General features: G+C 64.9%; 16 protein-coding genes and 1 pseudogene. 6 read left to right on the forward strand and 11 right to left on the reverse strand.

Annotation, left to right across the window (positions count from 1 at the left end; translation table 11 throughout):
- Positions 1–7 precede the first annotated feature (7 nt).
- Complete coding sequence (locus D3876_RS04410; RefSeq protein ID WP_238475236.1) at positions 8–2,287, forward strand: S8 family peptidase; 2,280 nt, start codon at positions 8–10, stop codon at positions 2,285–2,287.
- 102 nt (positions 2,288–2,389) lie between these two features.
- Here D3876_RS04410 and D3876_RS04415 read toward each other — a convergent pair whose 3' ends face one another.
- The 10 genes from D3876_RS04415 to D3876_RS04460 form a co-directional block, all read right to left on the reverse strand.
- Positions 2,390–2,752 carry a HesB/IscA family protein gene (locus D3876_RS04415; RefSeq protein WP_119759880.1) on the reverse strand — a complete coding sequence of 121 codons (363 nt, stop codon included), beginning with the start codon at positions 2,750–2,752 and terminating at the stop codon, positions 2,390–2,392.
- Positions 2,752–3,219: an SUF system Fe-S cluster assembly protein gene (locus D3876_RS04420; RefSeq protein ID WP_119759882.1), complete on the reverse strand. Its 468-nt coding sequence runs from the start codon at positions 3,217–3,219 to the stop codon at positions 2,752–2,754. The genes D3876_RS04415 and D3876_RS04420 overlap by 1 nt, the downstream gene beginning before the upstream one ends.
- A complete protein-coding gene (locus D3876_RS04425) occupies positions 3,216–4,430 on the reverse strand; it encodes a cysteine desulfurase (RefSeq protein ID WP_119759883.1) in 1,215 nt (404 codons plus the stop codon). The genes D3876_RS04420 and D3876_RS04425 overlap by 4 nt, the downstream gene beginning before the upstream one ends.
- 100 nt (positions 4,431–4,530) lie before the next feature.
- Entirely contained in the window at positions 4,531–5,292 is a 762-nt protein-coding gene (locus D3876_RS04430) for a SufD family Fe-S cluster assembly protein (protein WP_119759885.1), read from the reverse strand.
- 211 nt (positions 5,293–5,503) lie between these two features.
- On the reverse strand, positions 5,504–6,343 hold the full coding sequence (gene sufC, locus D3876_RS04435) for a Fe-S cluster assembly ATPase SufC (RefSeq protein ID WP_119761028.1): 840 nt from the start codon (positions 6,341–6,343) through the stop codon (positions 5,504–5,506).
- 121 nt (positions 6,344–6,464) lie between these two features.
- The gene (sufB, locus tag D3876_RS04440; RefSeq protein ID WP_119759886.1) at positions 6,465–7,934 is read right to left on the reverse strand and encodes a Fe-S cluster assembly protein SufB; all 1,470 of its coding nucleotides are present in this window, start codon (positions 7,932–7,934) and stop codon (positions 6,465–6,467) included.
- Positions 7,935–8,055: 121 nt separating this feature from the next.
- Positions 8,056–8,499 (reverse strand): RrF2 family transcriptional regulator, encoded by a 444-nt coding sequence (locus D3876_RS04445; protein ID WP_119759888.1) that lies wholly within the window; start codon positions 8,497–8,499, stop codon positions 8,056–8,058.
- Positions 8,500–8,583: 84 nt separating this feature from the next.
- A complete protein-coding gene (locus D3876_RS04450) occupies positions 8,584–9,429 on the reverse strand; it encodes a helix-turn-helix domain-containing protein (RefSeq protein WP_182911872.1) in 846 nt (281 codons plus the stop codon).
- 80 nt (positions 9,430–9,509) lie between these two features.
- Positions 9,510–10,355 carry a helix-turn-helix transcriptional regulator gene (locus D3876_RS04455; RefSeq protein WP_119759891.1) on the reverse strand — a complete coding sequence of 282 codons (846 nt, stop codon included), beginning with the start codon at positions 10,353–10,355 and terminating at the stop codon, positions 9,510–9,512.
- A 225-nt stretch (positions 10,356–10,580) separates the two neighbouring features.
- Positions 10,581–12,413 carry a DUF885 domain-containing protein gene (locus D3876_RS04460; protein ID WP_119759892.1) on the reverse strand — a complete coding sequence of 611 codons (1,833 nt, stop codon included), beginning with the start codon at positions 12,411–12,413 and terminating at the stop codon, positions 10,581–10,583.
- 350 nt (positions 12,414–12,763) lie between these two features.
- Here D3876_RS04460 and D3876_RS04465 point away from each other — a divergent pair, with 350 nt between their 5' ends.
- The 3 genes and pseudogenes from D3876_RS04465 (at position 12,764) to D3876_RS04470 (ending at position 14,750) form a co-directional block, all read left to right on the forward strand.
- Positions 12,764–13,798, forward strand: coding sequence for a quinone-dependent dihydroorotate dehydrogenase (locus D3876_RS04465; RefSeq protein WP_119759894.1), 1,035 nt, complete (start codon positions 12,764–12,766; stop codon positions 13,796–13,798).
- 170 nt (positions 13,799–13,968) lie between these two features.
- Positions 13,969–14,148: pseudogene (locus D3876_RS20720) on the forward strand (transposase); the annotation flags it as partial.
- A 29-nt stretch (positions 14,149–14,177) separates the two neighbouring features.
- Positions 14,178–14,750 carry an IS5 family transposase gene (locus D3876_RS04470; protein ID WP_238475177.1) on the forward strand — a complete coding sequence of 191 codons (573 nt, stop codon included), beginning with the start codon at positions 14,178–14,180 and terminating at the stop codon, positions 14,748–14,750.
- A 154-nt stretch (positions 14,751–14,904) separates the two neighbouring features.
- Here the strand turns inward: D3876_RS04470 and D3876_RS04475 are convergent, their stop codons facing one another.
- Positions 14,905–15,483 carry a DUF1877 family protein gene (locus D3876_RS04475; protein WP_119759895.1) on the reverse strand — a complete coding sequence of 193 codons (579 nt, stop codon included), beginning with the start codon at positions 15,481–15,483 and terminating at the stop codon, positions 14,905–14,907.
- Between the two features lie 358 nt (positions 15,484–15,841).
- On the opposite strand from D3876_RS04475, the gene D3876_RS04480 reads away from it, so the two are divergent.
- Entirely contained in the window at positions 15,842–16,054 is a 213-nt protein-coding gene (locus D3876_RS04480) for a DUF2061 domain-containing protein (protein ID WP_119759897.1), read from the forward strand.
- Positions 16,055–16,093: 39 nt separating this feature from the next.
- On the forward strand, positions 16,094–17,764 hold the full coding sequence (gene ggt / locus D3876_RS04485) for a gamma-glutamyltransferase (RefSeq protein WP_119759898.1): 1,671 nt from the start codon (positions 16,094–16,096) through the stop codon (positions 17,762–17,764).
- The last annotated feature ends 10 nt before the right edge of the window (positions 17,765–17,774 follow it).

Below are 17,774 nucleotides of genomic sequence, written 5' to 3' on the forward strand. Positions count from 1 at the left end.
CAATAAAATGCGTTTGCAGGGCGTAAGACGGATTCTGATGCTGGGCACTGCGATTCCGCTCGCGGTCTCGCTGGCGGCGTGCGGCGGCGGTGGCGGCGGTGTAAACTCGACGCCCGCGCCAGTACCCGCTGCGCCGCCCCCTCCTCCGCCGCCGCCACCTCCTCCGCCACCGCCGCCGAGCACAAATTTCGATACCCCCGAATATCGCCAGTCAAACGCCGCCGTCAGCACCAGGGCGATCAGCGCCTATCAGGCCGGCGCGACCGGCGCGGGTATCACCGCGGCGGTGGTCGATAGCGGCATCAATCCCGCCCTGTCCGAATTCGCGGGCAAGATCAGCAGCGCCTCCGCCGATCTTGCGGGCACCCGGCCGATGGCCGACGAGGACGGTCATGGCACCGCGGTCGCGGGGATCATCGGCGCGGCGAAGAACGACAGCGGCATGCACGGCGTCGCGTTCAATTCGACGCTGCTCATCGCAAAAACCGATCAGCCCGGAAGCTGCACCAATACCAGCGGCCCGGTCGACCAGCAGGGTTGCCAGCATCCCGACAGTGCGATCGCGCGCGGCGTCGATCTGGCGCGCACCAACCAGGCGCGCGTGATCAACATCTCGCTCGGCGGCTCGCCCGCAGCCAGCGTGCTGCGCGCCGCGATCGACCGCGCCACGGCCGCAGGGATCGTCATCGTGATCTCGGCGGGCAATGACAGCGCCGCCAATCCCGATCCGATGGCGCAGGTCGCGCTCGACCCCGTCGCGCGCGGGCTCGTCATCATCGCGGGCGCGCTCGATGCCAGCGATGGGCTCGCCAGCTTCAGCAATCAGGCGGGCAGCGGGCAGGCCCAGTATCTGTCCGCGCTCGGCAGCCGGGTGGTCACCGTCAATGAGAATGGTGCGTCTATCTTTTTTAGTGGCACGTCGGCCTCGGCGCCGGTCATTTCGGGCGCGGTCGCGCTGCTTGCGCAGGCATTCCCCACTCTCACCGGCCGCCAGATCGTCGAGCTGCTGTTCAATTCGGCGCGCGATCTGGGTGCAGCGGGCGACGACGCGACCTTCGGGCAAGGCGCGCTCGACCTCGCGCGCGCCTTCCAGCCGCAGGGGCAAACGTCGCTCGCGGGCTCGATGACGCCGGTCTCGACCGCCAGCAATGCGACGATGTCGCCCGCAATGGGCGACGCCGCCAAGGCGGGGACCGCGCAATCCGTCATGCTCGACGGCTATGGCCGCGCCTATGTGCTCGACCTCGCGCGGACGCTCAGCCCCGGCGCGCCGCGACGGACGCTGACCCCCGCGCTTGCGCAAGGCGGACGCCAGCTTGCCGCCGCCGGACGCGCGCTCGCCTTTTCAGTGTCCGTCGCGGAGGGCACGCGCGGCACGCAATTGCTGCTGACGCGCGACCAGGCCGAGCTGGCGCGCGCTACCGCGGGCTTTGTCGCGAGCCGGATCGACAGGCGCACCGAGATGGCGCTGGGCTACCACACGAGCGCGGGAACGATCGCCGCGTCGCTCAAGGGAAGGCGCGAAGCCGCCTTCCTTGTCGCCGAAGACCCGGCGCACGGTCTCGGGTTCGAGCGTCGGGCGAAATCGTCGGTCGCGGTTCGGCACCAGCTTTCCGATCTCGGCATCATGATCACTGCCGAAACCGGATCGGCGCTGCTCTACGATCCCGCCGAAGCCGCGCGATTGCGGGGTGATTATAGCCGCCATGGCTATGACCGGATTTCGCTGGGACTGGACGGGCAACTGGGCAAGATCGCACTCGGCGTCGAGGCGAGCCGGCTGGTCGAGAAGGAAACCGTGCTTGGCGCGCGCTTCGGCCCCGCGCTGGGCGGCAATGGCGCGACGAGCTGGTTCCTCGATGTCGACGCGGCGCTCGCGCTCGGCAGCGGCTGGCGGATCGGCGGCACGCTGCGGCAGGGTATCACGCGGGCGCCGCTCGGAACGCTCAAGAGCAATGCCTTCGCCTTCGATGTCGGCAAGTCCGGCGTATTTGGCGCGAACGACCGCCTGACGCTGCGCGTGGCGCAACCGCTTCGGATCGTCAGCGGCGGCTTTCGCCTCACCCTTCCCGACAGCTACGATTATCAGACGGGCGAAACGAGCTATGCGATCCGCTATCTCGGATTGGCCCCCAAGGGACAGCAAATCGACCTCGAGGCCGTATATGCGCGTCCGCTCGGGCCGGGCTGGCTGACCACCAATCTGTTCTACCGACAGGACCCGGGAAATCTCTGGTACGCACCCGACGACATCGGGATGGCACTGCGCTTCGGGATGGATTTTTAACGCCCCGCACATTCAGTGCTCCTGCGGAAGCAGGAGCCCATGGCGAGCGGCGTATGAGCGCTGGAACCATGGGCTCCGGGTCAAGCCCGGAGCACCCCGTGCTTAAACCGTAAAACTCTCGCCGCAGCCGCACGCGCCCTTGGCGTTGGGGTTGTTGAAGACGAAACCCGCGGTGAAATCATCCTCCACCCAGTCCATCGTCGATCCGATCAGGTAGAGTACCGAGGCGGCGTCGATGAAGAAGGGGCCGGCGGGCGTGTCGATGCGCTCGTCGAAGCTCGCGGCTTCGCTCACATAGTCGACCGAATAGGCGAGCCCCGAACAACCGCGCCGCGGTGTCGACAGCTTGACGCCGATCGTGCCCTCGGGCGCGTCCTTCATCAGCGTCGCGATCCGCGCCTCGGCCGAGGGTGTGAGCATGACCGCGGCGGGGCGTGCGCGGACTTTGGTCGTCGTCTCGGTCATCACAGCATCCCCAATTCGAGCTTGGCCTCGTCCGACATCTTCTGCGGATCCCAGGGCGGATCCCAGATGAGATTGACTTCGGCCGATCCGATCCCGGGCACGCTGCCGACGCGAAGCTCGACCTCACCGGGCATCGATTCGGCGACGGGACAATGCGGTGTGGTCAGCGTCATCGTGACGACAGCATGGCCGTCCTCGGTGATGTCGACGCCGTAGATCAGCCCGAGATCGTAGATGTTCACGGGAATCTCGGGATCGTAAATCTCTTTCAGCGAGCCGATTACCGCCTCGTAGAGATCGCCGCCGGGCTCGCCCACGGGTTCAGCCGCCGGCTTCTGCGAGAGGAAACCCTCGAGATAGTCGCGCTTGCGCTCCATCGTGTCGCGCGGCGTCTCCTCGACGCGCACCTTGGGCGGCTTCACAGCCTCCTCGACCTCTTCGACCACGATCTTGCGTTCCTCGTTCACCCGAAAATCCTCGTGACTCGTTGTATGCCCTTCGCCAGCGCTTCGACATCGACCTCGCTCGAATAGACGCCGAAGCTCGCGCGCGCGGTGGCGTCGACCCCCAGATGCGCCATCAGCGGCTGCGCGCAGTGATGCCCCGCGCGGATCGCGACATGGCTTTCGTCCAATATGGTGCCGATGTCGTGGGGATGAACCCCCTCGATCCCGAAGCTGACGATTCCCGCCGAATCGTCGGGCCCGAACAGCCGCACGCTGTTGATCGCCGACAGCGCCTCGCGCGCGGCCTTCACCAGCGCGGTTTCATGCGCATGGATCGCATTGAGCCCGATCGCGTCGACATAGTCGATCGCGGCGTGAAGCCCGATCACGCCCACCACATGCGGCGTCCCCGCCTCGAAGCGCGCGGGTGGGGGCGCATAGGTCGTCTTCGCGAAGGTGACCTTGTCGATCATCGCGCCGCCGCCATGCCAGGGCGGCATCGATTCGAGGATCTCGGGCCGCGCCCAGAGCACGCCGATCCCCGTCGGGCCGTAGAGCTTGTGCCCCGAAAAGGCGTAGAAATCGGCGCCGATCTCGGCGACGTTCACGGGAATTCGCGGCACCGCCTGGCAGCCGTCGAGCAGCAGCTTCGCTCCGACGCCGTGCGCCAGCTCCGCCGCACGCTTCGCGTCGAGCACCGAGCCGAGGACGTTGGAGACATGCGCCAGCGCAACGAGCTTGTGCGCAGGCGTCAACATCGCCGCGACCGCGTCGAGGTCGATCTTTCCATCTTCGGTCAGCGGCGCGACATCGATCTCGATGCCCGTCCGGTCGCGCAGCAACTGCCAGGGCACGATGTTCGAATGATGCTCGAGCATCGACAGCAGCACGCGGTCGCCCGCCTTCAGATGCGTATTGCCCCAGCTATGCGCGACGAGGTTGATGCTCTCGGTCGCACCGCGCGTGAAGACGATCTCTTGCGGATCGCCGGCGCCGATGAAGCGCGCGATCCGCTGCCGCGCCGCCTCGAACGCCACCGTCATCTCGGCCGAGCGCTGATAGACGCCGCGGTGGACGGTGGCATAGGTCTCGCCATAGCCGCGCGCGATCGCATCGATCACGGCGCGCGGCTTCTGCGCGGTCGCGGCGCTGTCGAGATAACGCCAACCGTCGGGGATCGCCGGAAAGTCGGCGAGATGGTCCAGAGGGCGCGTATCGGCGAGCGTCGTCATCTCCACCCCCCGTTTGTCCCGAGCGAAGTCGAGGGACGCCCGCGCGATACCCAACGTCCCTCGACTACGCTCGGGACGAACGGAAACTGGGGTGGCCGGTTCACAGCAAATTCTCCAGCGCAGCGATCGCCGCGGCCTCGATCGCCTCACGCTCGGCCGCGTCCTCGATTCCGTCAAACACGCCCGCGATGAAGCCCTGCAGCATCAGCTTCTTGGCCTCGGCGGGCGGCAGCCCGCGGCTGGCGAGGTAGAAGAGCGCTTGCCGGTCGAGCTCGCCGACGGTCGCGCCGTGCGCGCATTTGACGTCATCGGCGTAGATTTCGAGCTCGGGCTTGGCGTTAGCGGTCGCGGTGCGATCGAGCAGCATCGCCTTTACCGATTGTTCGGCGTCGGTCTTCTGCGCGTCGCGCGCGACGAGGATCTTGCCGAGATAGCTGCCCGTCGCCTTGCCCGCGAGCACCGAGCGCACGGTCTGGTGGCTCGTCGCCCCCGGCTCGGCATGCGTCACCTGCGTCACGATCTCGAGCGTCTGCGTCCCCGAACCGAGGATCGCGCCGCCCATCTCGAAATGCGCGCCCTCGGCGAGCGTGACGTCAAGCGTAATCCGCCCGAACTGCCCGCCGGTGTTGAGGACATAGAATTCGGCGCGCGCATCGCGGCCCAGCGTGACGGTGTAATCCTCGACGATCACCGCGCCCTCGCGCGCCTGCTGCGCGATGATCCGCGTGATGCTCTCGCCCGCCGGCACCGCAATCGTCTCGCGCTTGCCCGGCACCTCGGGCCAGACCTTCGCGAGCGCATCGAGATCGCTATAGCGCCAGGCTTCGAGCTTGCGCGTGGGAAGAGGAAGCTGCGTGGTCATAGGGCAAGCGCCTTCATTCCCTCTCCCTTGATGGGAGAGGGTTGCGCAGACTTGGCGGCTTGCTGCCTAGTCGGAGCTGGGTGAGGGTGCAGTTCGGTGCCAAGCGCAATGTCGGACATCACCCTCATCCAACTCCGCCTAGACGCCTGCGGCGCCAAGGCTGCGTATCCTTCTCCCATCAAGGGAGAAGGGGAGAAGGCGCCACCCCTATTCACGCCGCCACCTGCGCGTAGCCTTCGCGCTCGAGCTCGAGCGCCAACTCCGGCCCGCCCGAACGCACGATCCTGCCCGCGCTCAGCACATGAACGAAATCGGGCTGCACATAGTCGAGCAGCCGCTGATAGTGCGTGATCAGCAGCACCGCCTTGTCGGGCGCGCGCATGATGCGGTTGATGCCGTCGCCGACGACGCGGAGCGCATCGATGTCGAGGCCGCTGTCGGTCTCGTCGAGCACCGCGAGCCTGGGGCCGATGATCCCCATCTGCACCATCTCGTTGCGCTTCTTCTCGCCGCCCGAAAAGCCGACATTCACGGGGCGCTTGAGCATTTCCATGTCGAAGCCGAGCCGGTCGGCCTGCAGGCGCGCGACCTTGAGGAACTCGCCCCCCGAAAGCGGCCCCTCGCCCCGCGCCTTGCGCTGGCTGTTCAATGCCTCGCGCAGGAACTGAACGTTGGAGATGCCGGGGATCTCGACGGGATACTGGAAGCCGAGGAAGAGCCCGAGCGCCGCGCGCTCGTGCGGTTCGAGAGCAAGGAGGTCCAACGCCTCTCCCTCGTCACCCCGGACCTGATCCGGGGTCCCGCTTCCTTCTTCCGCCACTGAAAAGCGGGACCCCGGCTCAAGGCCGGGGGGACGGGAAGGTGTAAACGTCACCGATCCCTCAGTCACCTCATAGCCGGGACGACCGCCAAGCACATAGGCAAGCGTCGACTTGCCCGCGCCATTGGGCCCCATGATCGCATGGATCTCGCCCGCATTCAGGCTGAGCGTCAGCCCCTTGAGGATCGGCTTGCCGTCAACTTCGGCGTGGAGGTTTTCAATCTTCAACATAAACTTATCCGTCATGCCAGCGCAGGCTGGCATCCAAGCGATGCCGCAAACTGCAATGTGGGTTGGAGGATCGTCTGGATCCCAGCCTTCGCTGGGATGACGCGGATGGAAAAGGCGTCGATCATCCGACCGATCCCTCAAGGCTGATCCCGAGCAGCTTCTGCGCCTCGACCGCGAACTCCATCGGGAGCTGCTGGAGCACTTCCTTGGCAAAGCCATTCACAATCAGCGCCACCGCGCTTTCCTGATCGAGCCCGCGCTGCATCGCGTAGAAGAGCTGGTCGTCGCTGATCTTGCTCGTCGTCGCCTCATGCTCGATCTGCGCCGAGGGGTTTCTCACCTCGATATAGGGCACGGTGTGCGCACCGCATTTGTCGCCGAGCAACAGGCTGTCGCACTGGGTGAAGTTGCGGACATTCTCCGCGGTCGGGCCGACGCGGACGAGGCCGCGATAGGTGTTGTTCGCGAAGCCCGCCGAAATGCCCTTGGAGATGATCGTCGAACGGCTGTTCTTGCCGAGGTGGATCATCTTGGTGCCGGTATCGGCCTGCTGGTGGTTGTTGGTCACTGCCACCGAATAGAATTCGCCGACGCTGTTCTCTCCGCTCAGCACGCAGCTCGGATACTTCCAGGTGATCGCCGAACCCGTTTCGACCTGCGTCCAGCTCACCTTGGAGTTCTTGCCCTGGCAGAGCGCGCGCTTGGTAACGAAATTGTATATGCCGCCCTTGCCGTCGGCGTCGCCCGGATACCAATTCTGTACCGTCGAGTATTTAATTTCGGCGTCGTCCAGTGCGACCAGTTCGACCACTGCGGCGTGGAGCTGGTTCTCGTCGCGCATCGGCGCGGTGCAGCCTTCGAGGTACGAGACGTAAGAGCCCTTGTCCGCGACGATCAGCGTGCGCTCGAACTGCCCCGTATTCTCGGCATTGATCCGGAAATAGGTCGACAGCTCCATCGGGCAGCGCACGCCTTCGGGAATGTAGACGAAGGTGCCGTCGGAGAAGACCGCGCTGTTCAAGGTCGCGAAATAATTGTCGTGCTGCGGCACGACCTTGCCGAGCCACTTCTTCACCAGCTCGGGATATTCGCGGATCGCCTCAGAGATCGAGCGGAAGATGACGCCCGCTTCCTCAAGCTCCTTGCGGAAGGTGGTGGCGACCGAAACCGAGTCGAACACCGCGTCGACCGCGACCTTGCGCGCGCCTTTGACGCCCGCGAGCACTTCCTGCTCGGCGATCGGGATGCCCAGCTTGCGATAGGTCTCGAGAATCTCGGGATCGAGCTCGTCGAGCGAATTCAGCTCGGCCTTTTTTTTCGGTTCCGCATAATAATAGGCGTCCTGATAATCGATCGGCGGGATCTGGAGCATCGCCCAGTCGGGCGCAACCATATCCAGCCATATGCGGAACGCCTTCAGTCGCCATTCGAGCATCCATTCGGGCTCGCGCTTCTTGGCGGAAATGAAGCGGACGGTGTCCTCGTTGAGCCCCTTGGGCGCGAAATCCTGTTCGACGTCGCTGGTGAAGCCCCATTCATAGGTCGCCAGCTTTTCGGCGGCGGCGAGCGCTTCATGATTCTTCGTGGCCATCAATATGCTCCCGCCGCGAAGCGGCCAAAATCAACCTCCGCGTCTCCGCGTCTCCGTGCGAGAAAAGTTTGTGCGCGCGGAGGCGCGGAGGCGCGGAGGAAGAGAGATTGCGCTGCGCGCATCAGTGCGCCCTCCCCGACAGGCTGGCGAGAGTCACGCCCGCAAGCGCGCCGCGCACCGCGCCAGTCACTGCGTTCATATGCGGCCGCACGCGGCACTCGTCTTCGAGGCCGCAATCATGGGCGCCGTGCTCGGCACATGGGGTCATTGCAATGGGTCCTTCGACGGCCTCGATAACATCGGCGAGGCTGATGGCGGCCGGCGGACGCGCGAGGCGGATCCCGCCCCCCGTTCCCCGGCTGGATTCGATCAGGCCGGCCGCCGACAACCGGCTCACCAGCTTCTGCGCGGTGGGGAGAGGAATGCCCGTTTCGGCCGAAAGCGTCGTCGCGTTCATCTTGACGTGCTTGCGGGTCGCAGGGTCAAGCCCCGCTCCGGCGCCGCAATGACGCGCCGCGGCCGCCATCATCACGACGGCATAATCGGCAAGGCTCGAAAGACGCATCTTTGCGAATGACTCTCAAATCGGACTGATTCGTTCCGATTGCCATATGGCGAGGGTCCGGCGCGGGATCAACCCCGCGGGGGCTCAACTCCCCTGAAAGAGTGGATCGGTCGGCCCCGCGATATCTACACGGCCGCGCTTCAATTGTGCGAGCACGGGCAGCGCTTCCCCGAAGCGCGTCGGGGTGATTCCCGTAAATTGCTTGATTTCCTTGATGAAGTGCGACTGGTCGTAGAAATTCTCGGCCATGATATCGCCCGCGATGCCCTCCCCCAGCGCGAGCGATGCTGCGGCGCGTAGCGCGCGATATTTGCGCGCGAGCATCTTGGGCGGCGCGCCGTAATAGCGCTTGCACAGCCTCTCGACCTGACGGCGCGAAAGCCCGAGCACAGCCACAAGATCGTCGACCCTTGGCGAAGGCGAGGCCGCGAGCCACGCATCGACGCTGCGCGTGAAGGCGAGCGCCGCCTGCCGGTCGCGCTGGATGAGCTCGCGAAACAGCGCGCTCGCGATCACCGCCTTGTCCTCGACCGTCGGCGCGGCGAGCAGTCTTTCCATGATCCCGTCCAGCGTTTTGCCGAAAAATCCCGTGGCATCGACCGCGCGGTTGACGAGCATCGACGCCTCGAACCCCATCAGCGCGCCCCAGCCCGCGGGCAACAGCCCCGCGCCGAACAGATGGATAGGCCCCTCGGCACGGATATTGGTGTTGCCCGTGGTCGGCCCGATAATGCTGATGACGGGAAGCTGCTGGATATGACCGTCGGCGAAGCGGCAGGTGCCGCTGCCCGAAAAGCCGAAGCGGATCTGCGCATAATCGGCGCATTCACCCGCCTCGAAGCGTGGCACATCGGCGCGAAACTCGTAAAAGGCGGTGATATAGGCGCTCAGGTCCGCATCGGGCGCGGCATAGGTCAGCGACATATCCATTGGATATCCCCCTCGCATCGAACCTGCATGACTAGCCCAGGTGGCGGCGGGCATCAAATCTCCCGCCGATCTCCGTGCGCTCAGGTCTGGAAGACGATGGGGTCGACCTTGCCCGCGAGCGAAGCAGGCTTCAGTGTCAACTTGGCGAGCACGGGCAGTTCCTCGCTGAAACGCTTGGGCGTCAGGCCGGTGAACTGCTTGATCTCGCGGATAAAATGCGACTGATCGTAGAAATTTTCGCCGATCAGCTCACCGACCTCCGCTTCGCCGCGCGCGAGCGTGGTTGCGGCGCGGATCGCGCGATATTTGCGCGAAAGCAGCTTGGGCGGCACACCATAGAGCCGCTTGCACTGGCGCTCGACCTGCCGGCGCGAAAGCCCGATCCGGTCGACCAGATCCTGCACATCCGGAGAAAGCGCGCTTTCCAGCCATTCGTCGACGACGCGTGTGAACCAGACCGGGGTTTCCTCGATCCGCTTGGCGAGCTCGCGCGTCACGCGACTGCCAATCGCAACCTTGGCTTCAAGGCTCTCGGCGGCGCGCAGTTCGTCGAGCACCGCCAGCAGCCCCGGGCCGAAGAGATGCGTCGCGTCGATCGCGCGGTTGACCAGCGTCGACGCCTCGAAACCCATCAGTGCGCCCCAGCCCGCGGGCAGCAACCCCGCGCCGAAGATGTGGACGGGGCCCTTGACATGCACCTTGGTGTTGCCGGTGGTAGGGCCGACGATGTGGACGGGCGACGAGGCCTGCTCGTGCCCGTCCGCGAAATGATAGGTGCCCTGACCCGACAGCATGAAGCGGATTTGCGCGAAATCGGCGCGCTCGACATCCTCGAACACCGGAATGGGCGCGTGGAATTCGTAGAAGACCGAAAGAAACTCACGCAGATCGCCCTCTGGCGCCGCGTAGTCGAGCGTGATGTCCATGCCCTGTTCGACCCGGTTTTTATTGTTGGGGCCGCAACATACCGCAATCGCGAAGGCATGAAAAGCGACCCGGCCGGCAAGAATGCCGGCCAGGCCGTAAGTTCAAGAACCCCTAAAGAATTTCAAGGGCCCTTCGGGTCGCATGTCCCTTTAGGACCGTGCCCGCCGATTCGTATTGTATAGAATCGACATGCTGCGGAATTCCTTGGCGAATTCACAAAACCGTCACGAGGCCCTGCCGCCTGCCCCCGCGATCCACGCGTCGACGCGCTCTTCCATCACGTCCAGCGGCACCGGGCCGCTCTTGAGAATGACATCGTGGAAGGCCCGCACGTCGAACCGGTCGCCCAGCTTTTTCTGCGCCCTGTCGCGCAGCTCGCTGATCTTGAGTCGGCCAACCAGATAGGCGGTCGCCTGCCCCGGATAGACGATATAGCGCTCGATCGCCTTGACGATCCCGCCCGGCGCGTCGGCCGAATTGTCCTCGACATATTTGATCGCCTGCTCGCGCGTCCATTTCTTGTGGTGGAGCCCCGAATCGACGACCAGCCGGATCGCGCGGTGGAGTTCGAGCTGGAGCCGGCCGAAGTCGCGATAGGGATCGGTGTAGAGCCCCATGTCCTTGGCGAGCTTCTCCGAATAGAGCCCCCAGCCTTCCGAATAGGCGGTCACCCCGCCGAACTGGCGGAAGGCGGGCACGTCCTTCAATTCGGTCTGGATCGCGAGCTGGAGGTGATGCCCCGGCAACCCCTCATGATAGAACAGCGCCTCGACCTCGGTCAGTGGCATGTCCGCCATGTTGTAGAGATTGGCGTAATAGGTGCCCGGACGCGTCCCGTCGGGCGAGGGGCGCTGATAGAACGCCTTGCCCGCCGATTTCTCGCGAAATGCCTCGACGCGCTTCACCTCCAGCGGCGCCTGCGGCAGCGTCGCGAACCATTCGGGCAGCTTGGCGGTCACCCATTGCTTCGCCTGCTCGGTGTCCTTGAGGTAGAGCGCGCGGCCCTCATCGGTATTGGGCGCGTAGAAGCGCTTGTCCTCGCGCATGAACTTGAAGAACGCCGGCAGATCGCCCTTGAAGCCCGTCTTCTTCATGATCTCGCGCATCTCGCCATGAATGCGCGCGACATTGTCGAGCCCGACCTGATGGATCTGGTCGGGGGTCATCGCGGTGGTGGTGTAGTTGGCCAGCCGCTCGGCATAATAGCCCGCGCCCTCCTTGAACCGCCACACGCCGTCGTCAGTGCCCGCGATCGCCTGCTGGCGCTCCATCTCGGCGACCAGCCGGCCAAAGGCGGGCTTGACCGCCTTCACGAGCGCGTCGGCGCCCGCGGCGAGCAGCGCGTCCTTCTCGCCCTGCGGGATGTCGAGCTTGGAAACCTTGGCTTTCAGATCGGCATAGAGCGGCGCCTCGGTCGCGATGCGCGTGAAGGGGAAGCCCGAGATCACGTTCTTCGAGTCCGAGATCACGTACGGGTACACCCATTTCGGCGGCATCACGCCTGCATCGGCGCGTGCCTTCGACTCCGCGATGAACTGGTCGATCGCGGGGCCGAGGCCGTTCAGGCGGCTGACATAGGCTTCCGCATCCTGTTTGGTGTCGATGCGATGGATGTTGATGAGGAAGGCGGGAAGCTGCGACTGCGGCCCGTTCATCTGGTCGAACACATAGCCATAGTCGCGATACTGCCAGGCGCGCGCGTTGCGTTCGATCATCTTCTCGAACAGGCGGAAGGACAGCGCGTTCTCGGCATTGAGCTTCGCGGGGTCGAACTTCGCGCGCATCGCCTTGAGTGCCGCCTGGTCGGCGTCAAATTCGCGCTGGTCGGCGGCGTCGGTGAACTCGTCCCATTTGCCGTAGTCGGCATCCTTGATCCCGCGGAAGGACTTGGACAGCGGCGAGCGCGCGAGCTGCGCCGCGTCGTAATCGGCGAAGAATTTGAGGATCGCGGCATTCTGGTCGGCCTGCGCCTGCGCCGGGGTGGCGACGGCAAGCCCCATCAGCGGGGCGGCGGCAGCAAGGGCAATCGCCGAAAGGGCGGGGCGGATAACGCGCATCTTGTGGAATCTCCCAGACAATGTTCTGCGCGCGACCCTAAAGGAAACTGCACGGCATTGGGAAGCGTCCTGCGATGCCGGTCGAAACCGCTATGCCATTCGTCGAAAACCCCCGAACCCCTCCCCCTCCCGCTCAGGCTGAGCCTGTCGAAGCCCCTAGTTTTCCGTTTCTTCTCCGCGCCTCCGCGTCTCCGCGCGCATCGCCCTTTCTCGCGCGGAGACGCGGAGGCGCGGAGGAAGAGTATGCAGGGGAAGGGTTGAGCTCGAACGCGCTCTCCGAGGCCCACGCATTTGGGGCCCCCACCACGAGATTTTTTGACCACCTCACGGTGCGCTGCCATAGGCGGCCCATGCTCTATTCGCTGCTCCGCCCGCTCATTTTCCTGGCTGATGCCGAGCGCGCGCATCGCCTCAGCATCGCCGCGCTGAAGCTGCTGCCGCCCGCGCCGCCGCCCGCGCCCGATCCGGTGCTGTCGACGCGTGTCGCGGGGATCGACTTTCCCAATCCGGTGGGGCTCGCCGCGGGCTATGACAAGGATGGCGAGGTGCCGCACGCGATGCTCGGCCTCGGCTTCGGCTTTGCCGAACTCGGCACGCTCACCCCGCTGCCACAGGCGGGCAATCCCAGGCCCCGCCTCTTCCGCCTTGCCGAGGATGAGGCGGTCATCAACCGCATGGGCTTCAATAATGGCGGACAGGCCGCCGCGCTCGAACGGCTCAGGCGCGTGGCACACCGCCCCGGCGTGGTCGGCGTCAATATCGGTGCGAACAAGGACAGCGAGGACCGGATCGCCGATTATGCGAAGGGCGTCGCGGCGATGAAGCAGGTCGCGACCTACCTCACCGTCAACATCTCCTCACCCAACACCCCGGGCCTGCGCGCGCTGCAGGATGCGGGCGCGCTCGAGGCGCTGCTCGACGCAGTGATGGCGGCGCGGGGGAATGACGGGCCACCAATTTTCCTGAAAGTCGCCCCCGATCTCGAACCCGCCGATATCGACGACATCGCGCGCATCGCCGCCGACAAGGCGCTCGACGCGCTGATCGTCTCCAACACCACGATCACCCGCCCCGCGCTCAGGAGCTCCCACGCCGCGGAAACCGGCGGCCTCTCAGGCGCCCCCCTGCGCGACATCGCCCAGAAACGCGTCGCCGATTTCCGCAAGGCAACGGGCGGCACGATCCCGCTGATCGGCGCGGGCGGCATCGCGACGGCCGAAGACGCCTATGCCCGCATCCGCGCCGGTGCGAGCCTGATCCAGATCTATTCGGCGATGGTCTATGAGGGGCCAGGCCTCGCGCGGAGGATCAGCACGGGGCTGAAGACGCTGCTCAGGCGCGGCGGCTTCGCCAATGTCGCGGACGCGGTGGGAACCAGCAGTTGAAGCTCGACGCTCAGGCGTCCGTTATGTCGTGGTTAGCGGACGTCTCGAACTCCCTCTCCCTTAAGGGAGAGGGTTGCGCAGACTTGGCGGCTGTGCCGCCTAGGCGGCGTGGACGAATTGGTTGACGTGGACGGTGTGGGTTGATTCAAGGCTGCCTTTTGGAGGCAGGTTTGAGCCGGGGCGATCTGAGCGAAGCAGAATGGCGCGTTCTGAAGGGTCTGCTGCCGATCGAGCCAGAGAACCGAGGGCGCGGCCGCAGGCCTGAGCAGAATCTCTCGATAGTCAACGGCATACTCTGGCGGCTGCGCTGTGGGACTGCTTGGCGCGATGTCCCGCCAAAATACGGCAATTGGAACACGATCTACCGGCGGTTCCGTCGTTGGAGCGAGGCCGGGGTCTGGGAGGCCGTGTCGGTGACGCTTGCCGAGATCATGGCCGACACCGGACACTACAGCATCGACAGCACCACCCTTCGCGCCCATGTCTCGGCAGCGGGCGGAAAAGGGGGACTTGTCGACGCGCTCTTGGCCGCTCGCGGGGCGGGTTCACCAGTAAGCTTCACTGTCTGGCTGATGCCCGAGGACGCCCCGTCGCCTTCCACCTGACTGGTGGTGAAGCCGCCGACTGCACGGCCTATGACACGCTGATCCGCCTGCCGGACCGCGCTCCGGCGGCTCTGCTGGCCGACAAAGGCTACGACACCAACGCCATTCGCGCCGATCTCGCGAGCCGCAGCATACAGGCTGTCATCCCGGCGCGCTCCAATCGCCGAGAAAGGATCGAGCACGATCGGCAGCTCTACAGGCAGCGAAACGGCATTGAGCGAATGTTCGGCAAGCTGAAAATCAATCGTGCCGTCGCCACCCGCTACGATCAAACGCCCTCAAGTTTCCTCGGCATGGTCCATCTCGCTGCCATCCGGCTTTGGATCAAATTCGTCCACGCCGCCTAGTCGGAGTTGGGTGAGGGGGCGTAAGTCAGCGGCAGCGCACGACTCCCGAGATTTCACCCCCTCATCCAACTCCGACTAGTTGCGCCCACGCGCAGCAAGGCTCCGTATCCTTCTCCCTTGAGGGAGAAGGTCTCCTTCGGGTCGCTAGCAGCCATTAAGTCCATGCCACGATAACGGCATCGCCATTTGCGGCAGCGGACGCATAAAAGCGCCGCAACCGCCCGAATGCAGGCATCACATAGGAAAGGAAAATATCCTCGCCTTCCTCCTGCCAATAGCCTGGCACGACATCATTCTCGTCCATGACCTTGAAATCGAGGCGCGCCCGCAACTCTGCTTCGGAAAGCTTATTCATCGTGGCTGAAAGCGCCCGCACGCGCTGGGGCGGAAAGAAACCCGCAGCGCCAGGTCCGAAATTGATCGCCTCGATCCTTTCAGTGGCGCGCCCTTCGATCGCCGCCACCGCTTCGCCCAACGCCATCGCATCGAGCTGCGCCACACTTTCGTCCGCATCCTCATCGGGCCAGTCGGGTTCCCGAATCAGCCGGGCCATATGAGCGGCTTCGGCGCGTTTGAGCGGCGACGCCAGCCATGCCAGCGCTTCATAGGCGCGATCGACATCCATCACTTCCAGATGGTCGGGAGGCGGCTCCTCGAAAATCGCGTCCGGATTGGGGCATAGCGCCGGAACGAACTCGGGTTGCAGTCGAACATAGTAACAGATCAGGCTCATCGCGCCCCTCCCCGATGACCGCCGTTATTGGGTGGCCATGCTTCGAGCCTCTCAGAGCCGACCGCAAGAGCGCGCCGTCCTATTGCGTCCGGAGCGGATCAAATTGCCCTGGGGCGCCGATTCCGCTGTCCTACATCGCTGAACCCTGCCAGCATCGAACCGGCTCCTTGAACCGTGAAATGCCTGATCGACACGTTCGATCACACCCCGCGTGCGCGCTATAAAATGCGTTCTTCACATGCGTAAGCTTTGTGAAAATCGCGAAGAGATTGATCGCCCCGATCGATCACAGCCAACCAGATAATCGACTGGATATTATTGCGAACGATTCGCATATTGTGCGTGGAAGGAACACGCCATGTCCACCGACTATCTGAAGACGCTCAGCTATCTCTCGATCCACCTGACCATCGGGTTCAGCGTGGCCTATGCGCTGACCGGATCGGCATCGGTCGCGGGCGGGATCGCGCTGATCGAACCGTGCATCAACGCGGTCGCCTTCTTCTTCCATGAAAAGGCGTGGCGCGGCGAGTTCCGCCTCGGCGAGCTACGGCGCGCGATTTCGGCTTAAGCGCTTGCCGCTAAGGGAAAGGCGGCTAGTATCGCGCGCATGTTGAAACGCGTCCTCCTCATCTTCGCCCTTTTCGCCATCCCCAGCACCGCCATCGCCCAGGGCGGGGTCGTGTCATCGGCTGATCCGCGCGCCACCGAGGCGGGGCGCGAGATCCTTCGCGCGGGCGGCAGCGCCACCGATGCGGCGATGGCGATGATGCTCGCGCTCACCGTGGTCGAACCGCAAAGCTCGGGGATCGGCGGCGGCGGTTTCCTCGTCCATCATGACGGCAAGGCGCAGAAGATCGAGACGATCGACGGGCGAGAGACCGCGCCCAGATCGGCCTCGCCCGACCTGTTCCTCGACGATTCGGGCAAGCCGATCGGCTATCGCGACGCCTTTCAGGGCGGACATTCGGTGGGCGTGCCCGGCAATATCCGGCTGATGGCCGATGCGCACAAGCGCTGGGGCAAGCTTGCCTGGCCGCGGCTGTTCGAACCCGCGATCCGCCTTGCCGACAAGGGCTATACGGTCAACGCGACGCTCGCCGGCCGGCTCGCGATGATCGCGCCGCTCTGGGCGCGCTTTCCCGACGCGCAGGCGCTCTATTGGGAAAATGGCAAGCCAAAGGTGCAAGGCGCGACGGTGAAGAATCCCGCGCTCGCAAGCCTGCTCCGCCGCATCGCCGCCGAAGGGCCCGACGCCTTCTACACCGGCCCGGCGGGCAAAGCGCTCGTCGACGCGGTCAGCAAGGCGCCCGTCAATGCGGTGTCGATGACGCTCTCCGATCTCGCCGCGTACAAGGCGAAGGACCGCGACGCGGTCTGCGCGCCCTATCGCCGCTTCAAGGTGTGCGGGATGGGCCCGCCCTCCTCGGGCGCGACGACGGTGCTCCAGATTCTCGGCATGATCGAGCGTTTCGACATCAAGGCGATGGGCAAGGACGATCCCAAGGCGTGGCACCTCATCGCCGAGGCTATGATGCTCGCCTATGCCGACCGCGAAATGTATCTGGGCGATCCCGATTTCGTGAAGGTGCCCGTCGCGGGCCTGATCGACCGCGCCTATCTGGCGGAGCGTTCGAAGCTGATCGCGCCCGAAACCTCGCTCGCCGCCTATGAACCCGGCGTGCCGCCCGGCGCCGAGCCACGCACCTATGCGGTGTCGAAGGAAGTCGCGGGGACGACGCATTTCGTCGCGGTCGACGGACAGGGGAATGTCGCGAACATGACCTCGACGATCGAGGGACCGTTCGGGAGCCAGCTCGTCGCCAGCGGCATGTTCCTCAACAACGAGCTCACCGACTTCACCTTTGCGCCGATGCTGAACGGCGCCCCCGTCGCCAACCGCGTCGAGCCCGGCAAAAGGCCGCTGTCCTCGATGTCGCCGACGATCGTCTATGACGAGAACGGCAAGGTCGTGCTGGCGCTCGGTTCCGCGGGTGGCAAGCGGATCATCATGCACATCACCAAGACGCTGATCGGCTATATGGATTTCGGGCTTTCGGCGGCCGACGCGATCGCGCTGCCCAACATCTATTTCGGCGGCGATGCGGTGATGGTCGAAAAAGACACGCCGCTCGCCGCAAAATTGCCCGAACTGTCGAAGCTCGGGCGTACGGCGGTCGCGTCCGATCTGGGGTCGAAGGTCAATGCGATCGAGTGGACGCCGCAGGGGTGGCGCGGCGCCGCTGATCCGCGCAGCGAGGGAACCGTGCTCGCGGAGTGACGAGAGCCTG

It is taken from the genome of Sphingomonas cavernae (genome assembly GCF_003590775.1).
Classification (GTDB): Bacteria; Pseudomonadota; Alphaproteobacteria; order Sphingomonadales; family Sphingomonadaceae; genus Sphingobium_A; species Sphingobium_A cavernae.